At 66.7% G+C, this 16,154-nt stretch carries 14 protein-coding genes; 12 read left to right on the top strand and 2 right to left on the bottom strand.

What is annotated here, in order from left to right; translation table 11 throughout:
* The first annotated feature begins 65 nt into the window (after nt 1–65).
* A complete protein-coding gene (locus WDC82_RS11480; RefSeq protein ID WP_340117454.1) occupies nt 66–1,424 on the top strand; it encodes an adenylate/guanylate cyclase domain-containing protein in 1,359 nt (452 codons plus the stop codon).
* 110 nt (nt 1,425–1,534) lie between these two features.
* Here WDC82_RS11480 and WDC82_RS11475 read toward each other — a convergent pair whose 3' ends face one another.
* Nucleotides 1,535–2,296 carry a DUF72 domain-containing protein gene (locus tag WDC82_RS11475; protein WP_340117453.1) on the bottom strand — a complete coding sequence of 254 codons (762 nt, stop codon included), beginning with the start codon at nt 2,294–2,296 and terminating at the stop codon, nt 1,535–1,537.
* 343 nt (nt 2,297–2,639) lie between these two features.
* On the opposite strand from WDC82_RS11475, the gene WDC82_RS11470 reads away from it, so the two are divergent.
* The 4 genes from WDC82_RS11470 to WDC82_RS11455 are packed head-to-tail and all read left to right on the top strand — an operon-like array spanning nt 2,640 to nt 6,076.
* Nucleotides 2,640–3,926, top strand: a complete 1,287-nt coding sequence (locus WDC82_RS11470) for an NAD(P)/FAD-dependent oxidoreductase (protein WP_340117452.1) — start codon at nt 2,640–2,642, stop codon at nt 3,924–3,926.
* Nucleotides 3,927–3,952: 26 nt separating this feature from the next.
* The gene (locus tag WDC82_RS11465; protein WP_340117451.1) at nt 3,953–4,369 is read left to right on the top strand and encodes a RidA family protein; all 417 of its coding nucleotides are present in this window, start codon (nt 3,953–3,955) and stop codon (nt 4,367–4,369) included.
* Between the two features lie 17 nt (nt 4,370–4,386).
* Nucleotides 4,387–5,061, top strand: coding sequence for a DUF1028 domain-containing protein (locus WDC82_RS11460; RefSeq protein ID WP_340117450.1), 675 nt, complete (start codon nt 4,387–4,389; stop codon nt 5,059–5,061).
* A 46-nt stretch (nt 5,062–5,107) separates the two neighbouring features.
* Nucleotides 5,108–6,076 carry a LysR substrate-binding domain-containing protein gene (locus WDC82_RS11455; RefSeq protein WP_340117449.1) on the top strand — a complete coding sequence of 323 codons (969 nt, stop codon included), beginning with the start codon at nt 5,108–5,110 and terminating at the stop codon, nt 6,074–6,076.
* A gap of 3 nt (nt 6,077–6,079) precedes the next feature.
* Here the strand turns inward: WDC82_RS11455 and WDC82_RS11450 are convergent, their stop codons facing one another.
* Nucleotides 6,080–7,045: a DUF4340 domain-containing protein gene (locus tag WDC82_RS11450; protein ID WP_340117448.1), complete on the bottom strand. Its 966-nt coding sequence runs from the start codon at nt 7,043–7,045 to the stop codon at nt 6,080–6,082.
* Between the two features lie 237 nt (nt 7,046–7,282).
* Here WDC82_RS11450 and WDC82_RS11445 point away from each other — a divergent pair, with 237 nt between their 5' ends.
* From WDC82_RS11445 to WDC82_RS11415, 7 genes are all read left to right on the top strand, one after another.
* Complete coding sequence (locus tag WDC82_RS11445) at nt 7,283–8,143, top strand: MurR/RpiR family transcriptional regulator (RefSeq protein WP_340117447.1); 861 nt, start codon at nt 7,283–7,285, stop codon at nt 8,141–8,143.
* Between the two features lie 184 nt (nt 8,144–8,327).
* The gene (locus tag WDC82_RS11440) at nt 8,328–9,887 is read left to right on the top strand and encodes an ABC transporter substrate-binding protein (protein ID WP_340117446.1); all 1,560 of its coding nucleotides are present in this window, start codon (nt 8,328–8,330) and stop codon (nt 9,885–9,887) included.
* A 204-nt stretch (nt 9,888–10,091) separates the two neighbouring features.
* Complete coding sequence (locus WDC82_RS11435; RefSeq protein ID WP_340117445.1) at nt 10,092–11,012, top strand: ABC transporter permease; 921 nt, start codon at nt 10,092–10,094, stop codon at nt 11,010–11,012.
* Complete coding sequence (nikC, locus tag WDC82_RS11430; protein ID WP_340117444.1) at nt 11,012–11,905, top strand: nickel transporter permease; 894 nt, start codon at nt 11,012–11,014, stop codon at nt 11,903–11,905. Before WDC82_RS11435 ends, nikC begins: the two co-directional genes overlap by 1 nt.
* A 10-nt stretch (nt 11,906–11,915) precedes the next feature.
* Nucleotides 11,916–13,649: an ABC transporter ATP-binding protein gene (locus WDC82_RS11425; RefSeq protein WP_340117443.1), complete on the top strand. Its 1,734-nt coding sequence runs from the start codon at nt 11,916–11,918 to the stop codon at nt 13,647–13,649.
* A 13-nt stretch (nt 13,650–13,662) separates the two neighbouring features.
* Nucleotides 13,663–14,646, top strand: coding sequence for a hypothetical protein (locus tag WDC82_RS11420; protein ID WP_340117442.1), 984 nt, complete (start codon nt 13,663–13,665; stop codon nt 14,644–14,646).
* Between the two features lie 13 nt (nt 14,647–14,659).
* On the top strand, nt 14,660–16,075 hold the full coding sequence (locus WDC82_RS11415) for a D-aminoacylase (RefSeq protein ID WP_340117441.1): 1,416 nt from the start codon (nt 14,660–14,662) through the stop codon (nt 16,073–16,075).
* Nucleotides 16,076–16,154 lie beyond the last annotated feature (79 nt).

Below are 16,154 nucleotides of genomic sequence, written 5' to 3'. Positions count from 1 at the left end.
CTAGAAGCACGTGCCGCAACGCTTCTGCCCTTTGGGGGCGCGAACCGGCGGCGGGCCAAGGGACCATGTGGACAGCACGCCCTCCGGAACACGTCGAGATCAAGGAGGCTTTCGGCCGCGAGGAAGCGGCTGGTCTGCTTTTCTCCTGCCGCCTGCGCGTGACGGTGCTGCTCGTCATCGGCGCGTGGCTCGCCTACAGCGTGCCCATGCCGCGGGTGCTCTACTACTTTGGCTTGATCGCCCTCTTCATCATCCTGGGTATCGTACCTCTCGTGCTGCGTCGCTATGGGCGCTGGGGCGTTGGAGCCATTGCGGTCATCGCTCTCTTGGATGCCGGGCTCCTGGCTTACACCTTGCTCGCACCCAATCCATTCGTTGAGACGACCTGGCCGCCGCAGATGATGCTGCGCTTTCACAACTTCCTTTACTTCTTCGTTTTCCTTGCCGGCGCGGCACTCAGCTATTCGCCGGGGCACGTGCTGTGGAGTGGGAGCGCCGCGGCGGCGGCTTGGAGTATCGGGGTCTATCTGATCTGGGCGCGCCCGGACACCGTCGTCGGGTCAGGTAGCGGACCTACCGACCCGGACGGATTCCTCAGCCCCTACTTCGTCAACGTGGTTACCTGGCAGAACGAGGTGGTATTGATGATGATCGTCGCCGCGCTGCTCGCGGCGGCTGTGTGGCGTTCACGGCGCCTTGTATTGCGCCAGGTTGCGGCGGAACAGGCGCGCTCCAACCTGGCGCGCTACTTCTCTCCCAATCTGGTAGACCGCCTGGCCCGCGCCGGTCGGCCGTTCGACGAAGCGAGCACGCAGAATGCCGCCGTGCTTTTCGTTGACATCATCGGCTTCACCAGCATTGCCGAGGGGATGCCGCCCGAAAAGGTGATCGCCCTGCTGCGCGGCTTCCATCAGCGGATGTGCCGGGTTGTGTTCGCTCATCACGGGACCCTCGACAAGTACATCGGCGATGCCGTTCTGGCCACCTTCGGAACACCAAAACCGGGTGACAGGGACGCAACGAACGCCTTGAATTGCGCTCTTGGGATGCTGCGGGAGATCGAGCGCTGGAACGCCAAGCGGGCCCTCCGTGGCGCTGCGCCGCTGCAGGTGGGCATCGGCATCCATTACGGGCCGGTGGTGGCCGGGAACATCGGCGACGAGCGCCGGCTTGAATTCACGGTCATCGGTGACGTCGTCAACGTGGCGAGCCGCATAGAACGGCTGACGCGGCAGTATGATACGCCGCTCATCGTGAGCGGCGACCTTGTCGCGGCGGTACGGCAGGAGGGCCACGACGATAACCTGCTGGCCGGCTTCACCGAAAGCACCTCCTCTGAAGTGAGGGGCCGGCGCGCGCCGGTTGCGATCTGGCAGTATGATGCCGGCGCCGGGCAGAGCGCCGCGCCGGCGATCATAGCCTGAGACCTACCGGGGCTTCGTCACGCAAGCTGGCTAAATCCCGTGAAGCGGAGTCCCGGCTGCGGCCGTGGCGCCGCGGCGGGCAGTCCATTGAATTCCGTCCCTGGGCACCACTACTTCCCTACCTTCTCCATGAACGCCACCGCCGCGGCCGGGTTTTTCACCTTCGCGCCTGAGATGAAATAGGCGTAGACGTCGCCTTTCTTGGCCCAGTCCTTCACGCGCTTGGCCCATTGGCCGAGATCCTTCTTGCTGTAGCCGGTTTCCTCCTCCGCGCGGGATTGCATCAGGCGCGCGTAGGTGAAGTCGGCGGTCGGCTCGTCGATCGCCGGGAAGCGTTCGTGATCGGCGTAGACGATGGCGGCGTTGTGCTTGCGCGCGAGGGCGTAGAAGGCCGGATCCTGGAAGGACGGGTGGCGCACCTCCAGGGCATGGCGCAGCGGCACGCCCTCGATCTCCTTGGGCAGCAGTTTGAAGAAGTCGGCCATGTCTTCGGCGTCGAATTTCTTGGTCTCCATGAACTGCCAGTTCACCGGCCCCAGGCGGTCGGCCAGCAGGTGCAGGCCCTGCCCGAGGAACTTTTCAATCGAGTCCCTGGCGGCGGCGAGCTGCTTGCGGTTGGTGCAATAGCGCGAGGCCTTCACCGAGAAGACGAAGCCCTCTGGAGTCTCGTCGCGCCATTTCATCCAGCTGGGTGGCTTGAAGCTGGAATAGTAGGTGCCGTTGATCTCGATGGAGGAGAGCGCGCGGCTGGCGTACTCCAGCTCGCGGCGCTGCACCAGGCCGTCGGGATAGAAGGTGCCGCGCCACGGCTCGAAGGTCCAGCCGCCGATGCCGACGAAGATCTTTCCTTCAGAGTCTTTGCCCTTCGCCACCGCCTGATCTCCCGCTTTCAATGGTGCCGCAACCCTCCTGCGGCGAGGGGCGGATTGCAACGGCCAAATCCACCGCCCCATGGCAATTGGAGGACATTCCTGAAGTTGTCCTGACAGGCAAGGTCTCCTCGGATGACAGCCATGCCTCTCGCGGCCGATTCGGCAAGCTGCCGCCGCAGCGGCTCCAGCTGGGAGAGTCGGTGCCATTGATTTTGTTTTATTGAAGCAATAGCTCCAAAACGGATACTTTTTCTGAGGCTGGCTTCGGCGCGATGATCCGAGCCGTGAGCCGCCCGCCGCCAGGGCGTGAGAACGCGAAGGCACGTCAGCAAGGGACCCGGAGATGCCCATTGAAAAGCCCATTGAGACGATAGACACACTCGTCGTCGGCGCCGGTCAGGCCGGCGTGGCCGCCAGCGAGCACCTCGGCGCCAACGGCATTCCGCACCTTGTCCTGGAGCGGGACCGCATCGCCGAACGCTGGCGCAGCGGCCGGTGGGACTCGCTGGTTGCCAATGGTCCGGCCTGGCATGACCGCTTTCCGGGCCTGGAGTTCTCCGATACCGATCCCGATGGCTTCGCCTCCAAGGAGAGAGTCGCGGACTATTTCGTCGACTACGCAAAGCGGATCGATGCCCCCATCCGCTGCGGCGTCGAGGTCCGGGCCGTGGAACGAAACCTGGGCGGCCCCGGCTTTCGCGTGGAAACCTCCGAGGGGGTGATCGAGGCGATCAACGTGGTGGCGGCGACCGGGGCGTTCCAGCACCCGGTCATCCCGCCGGTCGTGCCCCCGGGGGCGCCCTTCACCCAGATCCATTCCTTCGACTACCGCAATCCGGACCAGCTGCCCGAGGGGGCGGTGATGGTCGTCGGGGCGGGGTCGTCCGGCGCGCAGATCGCCGAGGAACTGATGGGCGCTGGCCGGCGTGTCTATCTGTCGGTAGGGCCGCACGATCGCCCGCCGCGCGCCTATCGCAGCCGCGACTACTGCTGGTGGCTGGGGGTGCTCGGCCTGTGGGACGTCGAGGCCCTGGAGCCCGGCAAGGAACACGTCACCATCGCGGTGAGTGGTGCCCAGGGCGGCCATACGGTCGACTTTCGGCGCTTTGCCGCCCAGGGCATGACGCTCGTCGGCCGCACGGAGGGCTACAAGGACGGCGTGCTGTCCTTCGCGCCGGATCTCGCGGACAATATTGCGCATGGCGATGCCTACTACCTCTCGATGCTGGAGCAAGCCGACGCCTGGATCGTTCGCAACGGCATGGACCTTCCGGAAGAGCCGGAAGCCCACGTCATCGGTCCGGCCCCGGACTGCGTCACCGATCCGATCCTAGCGCTGGACCTGGCCGAGGCCGGTGTGACCTCGATCGTCTGGGCAACGGGATACAGCCGCGATTACAGCTGGCTGAAGGTCGACGCCTTCGATGAACAGGGCGCGCCCAAGCACCAGCGCGGTGTATCCTCCGAGCCGGGGATCTATTTCCTCGGGCTGCCATGGCAGTCGCGCCGGGGGTCCACTTTCATCTGGGGCGTCTGGCATGACGCCAAGCACGTGGCGGACCACATCGCCACGCAACGCAGTTATCGGCAATACCGCAGTCGGGCGGAGCGCCGGGCAGAAAGCGCATAGTCATCGAGAAAGAGACTGGGACCAAGATGGTGCATACCCGAATTCGCAAGTTCAATACCAAGGAAACCTATCCGGAGCAGAAGCTCGACAACGACCTCTGCCAGGCCGTGGTCACGCAAGGCGGGCGGACGATCTATCTGCGCGGCCAGTGCCCGCAGAACCTGGACGACGCAAAGAACATCGACAGTCACGATCCGGTCGAGCAAACCCACAAGGTCATGCAGAACATCAAGCAGCTGATCGAGGAGTGCGGCGGCAGGATGGAGCACCTGGTGAAGGTCGTCGTCTATATCACCGACGTGCGCCACCGCGAGGCCGTCTACCGCACGATGGGTGAATACATCAAAGGCGTGCATCCGGTTTCCACCGGTCTGGTCGTCTCGGCACTCGCGCGGCCCGAATGGCTCGTTGAAATCGACGGTACCGCCGTCATTCCGGACTGACGCCTTAAGGGGGTAGCATGACCTTCTCGATCGCCGCGCGCTGTGCGGAGACCGGCATGTTCGGGCTCGCCGTCTCATCGTCCTCGCCGGCGGTTGCGGCGCGCTGCGCCTTTGCCCGTGCCGGCGTCGGCGCGGTGGCGAGCCAGAACATCACCGACCCGGCACTGGGTCCTTGGATCCTCGACCTCATGGCCGGCGGTGTCGGCGCCGAGGAGGCGATCCGGCAGGTCGTGGCAGGCGCGCCGCACATACAGTTCCGCCAGCTGACCGCCATCGACCGCGCCGGGCGCACCGCCGTCTTCGAGGGCGCGCGGACGTTGGGCGTGCATGCGGCCGCACAGGGACGCGACGCCGTGGCTGGCGGCAACCTCCTCGCCAGCACCGACGTGCCCGAGGCCATGGTAGCGATCTTCGAAGGCTCCAGCGGGCACCTGGGCGACCGCCTGATTACGGCGATGAGAGCGGGCCTCGCCGCGGGCGGCGAGGCGGGCCCCGTGCATTCGGCGGGCTTGCTTCTGGTGCGCGAGGTCGCCTGGCCCGTCGCCGACCTGCGCGTCGACTGGCAGGAGACCGACCCGATCGGCGCGCTGGCCAAACTCTGGCAGATCTACAAGCCGCAGCTCGACGACTATGTCACCCGCGCCATTGACCCGACCCGCGCGCCCGGTTTTGGTGTTGCCGGCGATCCTTAAGCCGCGCTTGCTTTCCAAGCTCCCGGCGCTGGAGTAAACCTGGGCGATGCGTTTCACGCTTCGCCAGCTGGAATACTTTGTCGCCGCCGGGGAGACCGGCAGCATCACGCTGGCATCCGAGCGCATCGCCATCTCGCAGCCCTCAATCTCCACTGCAATCTCCCACCTGGAGAAAGAACTGGGCGTGCAGCTCTTCGTGCGCCACCATGCCCAGGGGCTGTCGCTGACGCCGGCGGGCAAGCGCCTGCTGCGCGAGGCCAAGGGGCTGCTGCAACAGGCCGAGGCGCTCTACGACGCGGCGGGGGAAGCGAGCGGTCAGATCCGCGGACGCTTGACCGTCGGCTGCCTCATCACCTTGGCGCCCATGGTGATCCCCGAGCTGTCGCATTCCTTCATGGTGGCCTTCCCCGATACCTTCGTGCATCAGGTGGAGGACGACCAGGAGCGCCTGCTGGACGCCCTGCGCAAGGCGGAGACCGATATCGCCATCACCTACGACCTGCAGCTCAGCGACGACATCGCCTTCGAGGCGCTGGCGACCCTGCCGCCGCATGTGGTGGTGAGCGAGAGTCATCCTTTCGCCGGTAAAGCGAAGGTTGGCCTCGTCGAACTGGCCGACGAGCCGATGATCCTGCTGGACCTGCCGTTCAGCCGGGAATACTTCCTGGCGCTCTTCATGGCCGAGGGCCTCGCACCCAACATCCAGGCACGCTCGGCGCATCAGGACGTGGTGCGCACCATGGTCGCTAACGGTTACGGCTACAGCCTGTTCAACGCCTTCCCGCGCTCCGACCAGGCGCTCGACGGGCGCCGGCTGGTGCGCGTGCCGCTGGCGGGCAAGCCGCGCCCCATGCGGCTGGGCATGGCGACGGCGACCCAGGTGAAGCCCTTGCGCCTCGTCGAGGCCTTCCAGGCGCACTGCCGCAGCGTTGTGTCGGATAGCTACATTCCCGGCATGGTGCCGCCAGTCGCCGGCAACAAGGGCAAGAAGGCGACGGAAAAGCCCCGCCGCTGAAGGCTACGGGGCGACGCGCGCGGCGGCGTGCTGTTCCGGCTTGGCCAGCAGCACCTCGCGCCGTGCCGCTTCGATCAGCTGATGCGCGACATAGGCCGACAGCTGGAAGTGCTCCGGCCAGTTCGAGACTTGCAGGGTATAGAAGCCGGTCAGCTCGGCCTGGCCGAGGCGGTAGTCGATGCGGCTCCCGTCCTTCAGGGTGACGCTGAGGCGCAGCTTCGGTGCGTCGAGGCCGTCGCCAGACACTGCCTCACGGCCCAATACCTGCTCGACCCGTAGCCCGGCCAGGCGTTCGGCCAGACGTGCGGCGGCGTTGACGTTCAGCGTCTGTTGCGGTCCGCCGTCCCGCAGCTGCCACGGGGTCTTGCCGGCGGGGTCGATGGCGGCAACCAGGTGCAGGCCATTGATCTGGATATCGGTGATGCTGCCTTCGGCCAGGTGCAACACGCCCTTGTCGGTCCAGTCGTCACTGTCGGACGGGGCATCGAACAGTCCGAAGGCGACCGCGTAGGCGGTGTCCTCGCCGGCGCGGCGGGCATGGGACTGTCGCGGCCCTTCCGGGCTGCCGAGGTAAAGCGTCGCCAGGACCTCGCCCGCGTTGGCCAGCGTGATCCGGCGCTCGAAATCGTCGTCGGCCAGTTTGAAGCGGATCAGCGCGTCCGGGTCCGATTCCGTGGGAAAGTCCTCACGGATCGCCAGCAGGCGTTGCAGCATGTCGTCGACCTTGCGGGCGTCGGCGGGAAAATCGCCGCGGTCCGGCAAAACCCAGCCGTCGCCCCGGCGCAGCAGGTCGGCGGTGTCGTAGTCGGGCCCCTCGATGGTGATGCGGTCGACCTGCGCGGCCTCCAGGGCGAACATGGCCGCGCCCTTCTTGGCGTCGCGCTGCCCCGACTCGTAGCTGGTCAGGACCACGGCCAACACGAAAATCAGGGCCAGGACGATCCCGATGATCCCGAGTATCTTTTCCATCGATATGCCTTCCAAACCGGCGTTGCCTGAAAAGGGGACGCCGAGGCCCCTGCGCCGGGTTTGTCCGCGACTATTTCAGAAATCGGGCAGCAAAGCGTTAATGTACAATGCGTTTTGCGCCACGCTGGGTTGTCCCCATAACAGGCGGCGGCCGCGCTTGGGCGGGCGAGGAATTGACAGTCCGGCGGCGCTCCGCCAAAGATGTTTCAGAAATGAAACGATAGTGGAGCGAAGCGGATGGCGGTCGGCGGCCCCCTGCACAAGCGGATACTGGACCTCTACGAAGATCTGCCGCGCGGCGAGCGGCGTCTCGCCGACCTGATCCTCAAGAACGGCGCCACCCTGCGCAACGAGGCGGCCACCGATCTCGCCCGCGATGCCGGGGTTTCCAAGGCGACGGCGGCGCGCTTCTTCAAGCGCCTCGGCTACGCCAGCTTCAAGGCGGCCCAGCAGGAGGTCCGCGCCCAGGCCGCGGCGCCGGCGGCGGAACGGGCCAGCGCCCTGCCGGGGTTCGGCAGCGGCGGCGTCAGCATCTCCGCCCATCTCGACAACGAGGTCCAGAACCTCATCCGCACGGTGGAGCAGCAGCGCTCCGACGAGTTGGCCTCTGCGGTCAAGCTGCTGCTGAACGGAGAGAAGCTCTGGGTGGTGGGCTTTGGCGACAACTATCCGCTGGTGCACTTTGCGCGTGCGCAGCTCATCAAGGTGCGTCCCGACATCCGCATCATCCCCTTGAGCGGCTTCTCCGTGCCGGAGGAGTTCGCCTCGATTTCCTCCGCCGACGTCATGCTGGCCTGCGGCGTCGGCCGCCGCACCCGGGCTTTCCGCAACATCACGCTCTCGGCCAAGCGGGCGGGCGCGCGGGTCATCCTGCTGACCGACACCGCCAGTCCCGGCGATGCCGCCAACGCCGACGTGATCCTGCGCTGCCGCTCCATCGGCGTCGCCATGTTCGATTCCATGACCGCGGCGGTCAGCCTCCTGACCTACCTCTGTGCCTCGCTGGCGGCGCGCATCGGTGATGCCGCTATCGAGCGTATGCGATTGATCGAGAACATACATGCGGACTGGGGCGACGTGATCGCCGGAGACCTTTAGGCCGGAATCGCGAATCGGAACTGACCCTAGATCGGTGACAGGCAACAGCGGTTTGGTTCAAAAATGAAATTAAAAATTTAGTTTTTCAAATTTTGTTGCACGAAAATTCCGCATCTGATCCCCTTGTTGCACTGCGATCCGAACCGGTGGCCTGAAGACCACCGTCTGCAACAGGGGAACCATCATGAGGCTGCACCATCAAAGCATTCGCCTGGCCGCGGGGCTGTCGGCGGCACTGGCCGTCGCAGGCGCCTTCACCAGTGCGCAGGCCAGCGAGCTGGTCTGGGCGCGTTACGGCGACATCGACTCGCTGGACCCGCACCGCGCCACCTCGACGCTGTCGATGCAGGTCTGGGACCAGATCTACGACACCCTGCTGGCCTTCGACGAGGACGGCAAGCCGCGGGCGAACCTCGCCAAGTCATGGACGGTCAGCGACGACGGCCTGTCTTACACCCTGGCGCTGGAGGACGGCGTGCTCTGCCACGACGGCTCTCCGTTCAACGCCGAGGACGTGAAGTACACCATCGACCGCGCCTTCGACGGCGCGAAGCCCAGCCTCACCAAGACCAGCTGGGGGCCGATCGAAGCGGTCGAGGTGGTCGACCCGCTGACCGTGAAGGTCTCCATGACCTCGCGCTTTGGCGCCTTCCTGCCGTTCCTGGCCGACAGCTTCTCCTCGATGGTCTGTGACACCAACACCGCCGATACCTTCGGCAGTTCGACGGCCATCGGCACGGGCCCCTTCAAGCTGGTCGAGTGGGTGAAGGGCAGCGCGGTGACCCTGGAGAAGAACCCCGATTACCGGAACTTCGGCAAGCCGGTCGCCAACAAGGGCGCGCCCTATATCGACCGCCTGGTGGTGCGCACGGTGCCGGAGCCGCAGACCCGTCTCGCCGCCTTGCGCACCGGCGAGGTGCACATCGCCGAGCCGCCCTTCGACGACATCCCGGCAATCAAGGAGGCCGGCGAACTCGACATCGTGGTGGCCGACAACACCGGCCAGAACGTGTTCTGGGAATTCACCATCTCGCGCCCGCCCTTCAACGACATCCGCGCCCGCCAGGCGGTCGCCTACGCCACCGATGCGCAGATGGCGATCGACATCATCTACGGCGGGCTCAGCCAGCGCGAGTGGTGCCCGGTGTCGCGCGGCGTCTTCGGCAACGACCAGGAGTTCTGCAAGCAGTACGGCTATCCCTACGACCCGGAGAAGGCCAAGGCGCTGCTCGCCGAAATGGGCTACGGCCCGGACAAGCCGCTGGAGACCACGATGTTCGTCTGGACCGGCGGTAACCGCCACAAGCTGGCGGAGATCTTCCAGGCCCAGCTGGCCCAGGTCGGCATCAAGGCGGCCATCGAGATCATGGACATCGGCACCATGAACGCCCGGGTGAAGGAGCAGAACGAGATGACCGAAGGCGGCCCGGGCACCTTCGACATGATGACCTGGGGCTGGTACGACCCCGACATCCTCTATGCCCTGTGGCACTCGCCGGGCGCCTACTCGGGCTTCCAGACCCCGGAGCTTGACGCCATGCTGGAGAAGACCCGCACCACCATCGAGCCGGAAGCCCGTCTGAAGGCCGTGCAGGACGTCATCAGGTACCTGATGGAGAATGCCGCCCACATCGGCCTCTACACGCCGGGCTGGGAATGGGTCTTCGCCGTCCGCCCGGAGGTCGAGGGCTTCAAAGTCGGCGCCTTCCTGCATCCGATGTTCCAGGACGTGAAGTTGAAGTAGGTACAGGGTTTGCCGGAGTTGCACAGCGTGAGCTATGAACCTGCAATGGCAATACCTATGTCAATGTCACCCCGGGGCTTGACCCCGGGGTCCATTGGCGCTGGCCGCCTGTGCCGCCCTTCAAACGGGAGCACCCGTCGTGGCGGCGAGGGCATTGGGTCCCGGGATCAGGTCCCGGGACGACAGCGTCGCTAGGTCGCTCCGATGCTCCGCTTCATCATCCAGCGCCTGATCGCCGCGGCGGTGACCATCTGGATCACCACCATCGCGGTCACCCTGCTGATCCACGCGGTGCCGGGCGACCCGGTGCGCATCATGTACGCCAAGTTCCAGTCGACGCCGGAGCAGATCGAGGCGATCCGCACGTCGCTCGGGCTCGACCAGCCGATCCACCTGCAGTACCTGAGTTATCTCGGCCGCCTGTTCCAGGGCGATCTCGGGCGCTCCATCGTTGGTGACCAGCCGGTGCTGGACGTGCTCCTGACCCGCTTCCCGCCGACCCTGGCGCTGGCCAGCGCCAGTCTCGCGATTGCCATCGCCATCGGCATGTCGTTGGGATTCTTCGCGGCCTACAAGCGCGGCACCGCGAGCGACGCCGCCGCCATGGTGACCGCCATCATCGGCGTCTCCATGCCGCACTTCTGGCTCGGCCTGCTGCTCCTGTTCTTCTTTTCGCTGCAGCTGCAGTGGCTGCCGGTCGCCGGCAACGACTGGCGCAGCCTCATCCTGCCGGCCATGACGCTGGGTCTTGCCAACGCCGCGGTGCTGGCGCGGCTCACGCGCTCGGCGATGATCGACATCTTCGATCAGGACTTCGTGCGCACGGCCAACGCCAAGGGCCTGCCGAAGTCGCTGGTGCTCTACCGCCATGCCTTGCGCTCCGGCCTGGTGCCCATCGTCTCCATGATGGGCCTGCAGTTCGCCTACATGATGGGCGGCGCCATCGTGGTGGAGAACGTCTTTGCCTGGAACGGCGTCGGTCGGCTCGCCATCGAGGCGGTCTTTGCCCGCGACTACCCGATGATCCAGGGCTTCATCCTGTTCTTCGCCAGCGTGGTGGTGATCGTCTCGGTGATCATCGACGTGCTCTATGCGGTTCTCGATCCGCGCATCCGGTACGGCTGATGGCGAGTGCGGCGGAAACCCAGGCCGTGGACCGCGGCCGTCCGGCGGCAGCGCGGCCCTTCACCGCCTTCCTTGCCAGCCTGCTGCGCAGCCCCAGCGGTTGCATCGGCTTGTTCATCGTCGGCCTGCTGGTGGTGACCGCGATCGCCGCGCCGCTCATCGCACCCTACGACCCGCTGCGCATGGCCGCGGGGCCGCGACTGCAGCCGCCTTCGCTCAGCCACCTCATGGGCACCGACGACTTCGGGCGCGACGTCTTCAGCCGCATCGTCTACGGCGCGCAGCTCACCTTGCAGATCGGCGTCATCGCCGTTGGCATCTCGCTCACCCTCGGCCTGCTGCTGGGCCTCGTCGCCGGCTACGGCTCCAAGTGGGTCGAGCGCATCCTCATGCGCCTGGTCGATGTGCTGTTCTCCTTCACCGAGATCGTCATCGCGCTGGCCTGCCTCGCCATCTTCGGCATCGGCCTTACCAACGCGATGATCGCCATCGGCATTGCCTCGATCCCCTTCTACGCCCGTGTCACCCACTCGGTGGTGCTGGTGGAGAAGAACAAGCCCTATTTCGAAGCGGCCGTCTCCGCCGGCGCCGGGCGCCTGCGCCTCATTTTCCTGCACCTGCTGCCCAACGTGATGCCGACCCTCATCGTCGTCGGCACCCTCGGCGTCTCCACCGCGGTGCTGGCCGCGGCGGGCCTCAGCTTCCTGGGACTCGGCGCTCAGCCGCCGCAGCCGGAGTGGGGCTTCATGCTGTCGTCCAGCCGCGACCTCATCTCGCGCGCACCCTGGATGATGATCTTCCCGGGCCTTGCCATTGCGGTCACCGTGCTGGGCTTCAACCTGCTGGGCGACGGCATCCGCGAGGTGCTCGACCCACGCCAGCGGCAGCGCTAGGGGCGAGGTTATGGCGGACGACCACACCATCCTCCAGGTACGCGACCTGTCGATTTCCTTTGGCAAGGGCGAGGGGCGCAACCGCGCGGTGAAGAACCTCTCCTACGACCTGAAGCGTGGCGAGACCCTGGCCATCGTCGGTGAGAGCGGCTCCGGCAAGAGCGTCTCCAGTCTTGCCTTGCTGGGCCTACTGCCGCCGCGCAGCGCGACCATCGAGAGCGGCAGTGCCCACTTCCATGGCCGCGACCTTCTGACCTTGCCGCCGGCCGCGCTGCGCCGGCTGCGCGGCAACGAGATCACCATGATCTTTCAGGAGCCGATGACCTCGCTGACGCCGGTGCTGCGCATCGGCCTGCAGCTCACCGAGGGTCTCGTCGAGCACCAAGGCATGTCCCAGGCGGAGGCGGAGGTCCGCGCGGTAGAGATGCTGACCCTGGTCGGCCTCGACCGCCCGAAGGAGCGGCTGCGCCAGTTTCCGCACGAGCTTTCAGGCGGCATGCGACAGCGCGTGATGATCGCGATGGCGATGGCGAGCGATCCGGCGATCCTCATCGCCGACGAACCGACGACAGCCCTCGACGTGACCGTGCAGGCGCAGATCCTCGACCTCATGCGCGACCTCAAGAAGAACTTCGACACTGCGATAATCCTCATCACCCATGACATGGGCGTGGTCGCCGAGATGGCCGACCGCGTGGTGGTGATGAAGGAAGGTCAGAAGGTGGAGGAGGGGGCTGTTGCCGATCTTTTCGCCAAGCCCAAGGCCGATTACACCCGCCGCCTGCTGGCCGCGGTTCCGCGCCTCGGCGCCTTCGCCGCGACGGCGGCGCCGCGCCGGGTGGTCGAGCAACCGAAGCCGGTGGGCGCCCCGCTTGTCGATGTCCGCGGGCTCTGCAAGACTTTCCGTGAGCAAGGTTTTTTCTTTGCCAGGGGCGGCGGCACCATCGCCATGGACGATGTCTCCTTCGACTTGCGGGCCGGTGAGACCTTGGCGCTGGTCGGCGAGAGCGGCTCGGGCAAGTCGACCACCGGGCGCGCCGTGCTGCGCCTGCTGGAGGTCGATTCCGGCGAGATCGACGTTGACGGCATCGATCTGCGCAAGCTCGGGCCGCAGATGCTGCGCAAGGTGCGCCGCGAAATGCAGATGATCTTCCAGGACCCCTTCGCAGCCTTGAACCCGCGCATGAGTGCCGGCCGCCTGGTCGCCGAGCCGATGGTGATCCACGGCGTCGCCTCGGGCGGCGAGCTGGACGATCGCGTCGAGATGCTGTTCCGCCGCGTCGGCCTCGGCAGCGAGCACATCCGGCGCTACCCGCACGAGTTCTCCGGCGGCCAGCGCCAGCGGCTCTGCATCGCCCGGGCGCTGGGTGTCGGGCCGAAGCTGATGGTTGCCGACGAGCCGACCTCGGCGCTCGACGTCTCGGTGCAGGCCCAAGTGCTGGAACTGCTGCTGGAGTTGCAGCAGAGCCTCGGTCTCGGCTACCTCTTCATCAGCCACGACATGGCGGTGGTGGAAGAGGTCAGCCACCGCGTCGCCGTCATGCACAAGGGCCGCATCGTGGAGATCGGCCCGCGCCAGGCGGTGCTGAACGACCCGCGCCACCCCTACACCCGGGCGCTGCTGGCCGCCGTACCGGTGCCCGACCCGGCGCGGCTGCGCGGCGCCTTGCCGGAACCCGACGTTGCCAGCCTGCCGCGCGGCCCCCTGGCCGAGGTGGCCAAGGGGCACTTCGTCGCTCAATGATGTCAGGTAGAACATGACCATCGGTATCGCCGTTTCCGGCCCCATGGCGGGTCTTGCCACTTTCATGGCCCTGCGCGCGGTCGAGCGCGTCGCGCGCGGCGCTCTCGGCGGCTTCGTCAGCTTCGTGGTGCTGACCGACGATGGCCGCGCGCTCCACGCCGACACCCAGCGCGGCGGTACCACGACCCTGTTCACCGACGCGGAGTCGACGGGTGTCTTACCGCCGCCGTCCTTCGCCACGGCGCGCCTGGCTGCCCTCATGTCGAGCGGCCCGAACCGGCCGGAGCCGCTGTTGCAGTTCACCCCGGCCGATCCCGCCGTGGGCATCGTCACCGGCCACCGCCTGCCCAACATGCCGGGTGCTGGTGGTGGGCCGATCAACGCCGCCGTGCTGGAGCGGCTGAAGCAGGGCGAGACCCCGCGCCAGGCGGTGGAGGCGGAGCTTGCCGCGCATCCCCGTGCCGACGCCGGGCTCATCGCCCTGGCGCGCGACGGCACGCTCTTTGCAGCCGACAGCGAACTGGTGCAGCAGCGCACGGACTGCGGCAGCTTCCTGGGCGAAGATCCGGCGGTGGGCGGGCGCTGCGCCGTGCTGCACAACTCGATCTTCCCGGTCTCGCCGCTGGCTCAGCTCGCCGCGGCCGTTGCCTTCGACACCATGGCGCCGGTCGATGGCGCCGACTTTCACGTCGCCGTGCACGCCGGCACGCGCCTGGAACTCGGCCACGAGGCCTGCCTGCACCTCGGTACCGGCGACCGCGTCACGCACATCTGCGTGCAGGACAAGGTGTGGATGATCGGCAGTCACCACGGTGCCGCGCTGCCTCACGGGGCCGCGGTGCGGCGCAATGGCAAGCTGATCGGCCGGGTGATCTTCGAGCCCTACTGCGTGGCCGAGAACGCCGTTCTGGTTTCCCTCAGCGGGCTGGACGAGGCTATCATCTCCGTCCGGGCCGACAGCATTGAGGGAGTGAAGGACCATCGCGCGCTGGGATAAGCTGTTCAAGGAAGTGACCGTCGTCGACGGCAGCGGGGCCGCAGGTTTCGTCGCCGACGTCGCCGTCGCTGATGGTCGCATCGCCGCAGTTGGGACGGGGCTGGACGGCGAGGCTGCAGCCGTGATCGACGGTAGCGACCGCGTGCTGGCGCCGGGCTTCATCGACGTGCACACCCACGACGACCGCGCGGCCCTGGCTGCCGACACTATCCTGCCGAAGGTGAGCCAGGGCGTTACCACCGTGGTGGTCGGCAACTGCGGCATCAGCCTGGCGCCGGATCCGGTGCTTTCTGATGGTGAAGTCATCGCGCCGATCAACCTGCTGGGCAAGGCCACCGATTTCGCCTATCCGCGCTTCGCCGACTACCGCCGCCGGATCGAGCAGACTCCTGGCGCGGTGAACGTCGCCGCGCTGGTCGGCCACATGACCCTGCGCGTGCGGGCGATGGGGCACGACCTCGACCGCCCGGCGACGGAGACTGAGATCGCTACCATGCGCGAAGATTTGGCCGAGGCGCTCGATGCCGGCGCCCTCGGCGTTTCGACGGGGCTCGCCTATCCGCCCTCGCGCTACGCCCCGACCTCCGAGGTGGTGGCGCTGGCCCGCGACGTTGCCGCCGCCGGGCGCCTCTTCACCACCCACATGCGCGACGAGGCGGGCGGCGTGGTATCCTCCGTTGCCGAGACCATCTCCATTGCGCGGGAAAGCGGCGTGCGTACCCTGATCTCCCACCACAAGTGCTGTGGCGAGGGCAATTTCGGCCTCTCGGCGACGACGCTGGCGATGATCGCCGAGGCGCGCGAGACACTGAACATCGACCTCGACGTCTATCCCTACACCGCCAGCTCCACTGTGCTGCTGGAGCGCGTCGTCAAAGAATCGCGCCGCGTCACCGTCTCGTGGTCCGATAGCCACCCGGAGATGGCCGGGCGCGACCTTGATGACATCGCGGCCGCGTGGGGTACCGACGCCATGACCGCGCTCCACCGCCTGCGCCCCGGCGGCGCCATCTACTATCAGATGGACGAGCCGGACCTGCTGCGCATCCTGACGTTCCCGCCGACCCTGGTCGGCTCCGACGGCCTGCCGCACGACAAGCGCCCGCACCCGCGCCTCTGGGGGACTTTCCCCCGCGTACTCGGCCACTTCGTGCGCGAGCGCGGGGTGTTGGGCTTGGAGGAGGCCGTCGCCAAGATGACCGGCCGGACGGCGCAAGTGCTGGGCCTGAAGGACCGCGGCTTCGTGAAACAGGGCTATCATGCCGATCTCGTGTTGTTCGATCCTGAGACGGTGATCGACCGCGCCGACTACGACGACCCGGAGCAACCCGCCGCCGGCATCGACAGGGTGCTGGTGAACGGCGAAGTGACCTACGAAGGTATCAGAATGACTGCTAACCGGCCGGGCCGGTTTCTTGCAGTACCGTAAGTGTCGGACAGCGGCCTCGTTCTTCGAGACGGCCCTCCGGCTGTCCTCCGGCCGAGGTCTTTGGTTTGGTCCTCATCCC

It is taken from the genome of Pelagibius sp. 7325 (genome assembly GCF_037652055.1).
GTDB lineage: Bacteria > Pseudomonadota > Alphaproteobacteria > Kiloniellales > Kiloniellaceae > Pelagibius.
The sequence above is the reverse complement of the archived record's forward strand: the minus strand, read 5'-3'. Positions and strand labels throughout refer to the sequence as shown.

Bases quoted from the DNA above. Each gene is read 5' to 3' on its own strand.
- WDC82_RS11425 (WP_340117443.1), top strand. From the start codon at position 11,916: ATGGCGGACGACCACACCATCCTCCAGGTACGCGACCTGTCGATTTCC.
- WDC82_RS11455 (WP_340117449.1), top strand. From the start codon at position 5,108: ATGCGTTTCACGCTTCGCCAGCTGGAATACTTTGTCGCCGCCGGGGAG.
- WDC82_RS11465 (WP_340117451.1), top strand. From the start codon at position 3,953: ATGGTGCATACCCGAATTCGCAAGTTCAATACCAAGGAAACCTATCCG.
- WDC82_RS11470 (WP_340117452.1), top strand. From the start codon at position 2,640: ATGCCCATTGAAAAGCCCATTGAGACGATAGACACACTCGTCGTCGGC.
- WDC82_RS11460 (WP_340117450.1), top strand. From the start codon at position 4,387: ATGACCTTCTCGATCGCCGCGCGCTGTGCGGAGACCGGCATGTTCGGG.
- WDC82_RS11420 (WP_340117442.1), top strand. From the start codon at position 13,663: ATGACCATCGGTATCGCCGTTTCCGGCCCCATGGCGGGTCTTGCCACT.
- WDC82_RS11440 (WP_340117446.1), top strand. From the start codon at position 8,328: ATGAGGCTGCACCATCAAAGCATTCGCCTGGCCGCGGGGCTGTCGGCG.
- WDC82_RS11450 (WP_340117448.1), bottom strand. From the start codon at position 7,045: ATGGAAAAGATACTCGGGATCATCGGGATCGTCCTGGCCCTGATTTTC.
- WDC82_RS11435 (WP_340117445.1), top strand. From the start codon at position 10,092: ATGCTCCGCTTCATCATCCAGCGCCTGATCGCCGCGGCGGTGACCATC.
- WDC82_RS11480 (WP_340117454.1), top strand. From the start codon at position 66: ATGTGGACAGCACGCCCTCCGGAACACGTCGAGATCAAGGAGGCTTTC.
- WDC82_RS11445 (WP_340117447.1), top strand. From the start codon at position 7,283: ATGGCGGTCGGCGGCCCCCTGCACAAGCGGATACTGGACCTCTACGAA.
- nikC (WP_340117444.1), top strand. From the start codon at position 11,012: ATGGCGAGTGCGGCGGAAACCCAGGCCGTGGACCGCGGCCGTCCGGCG.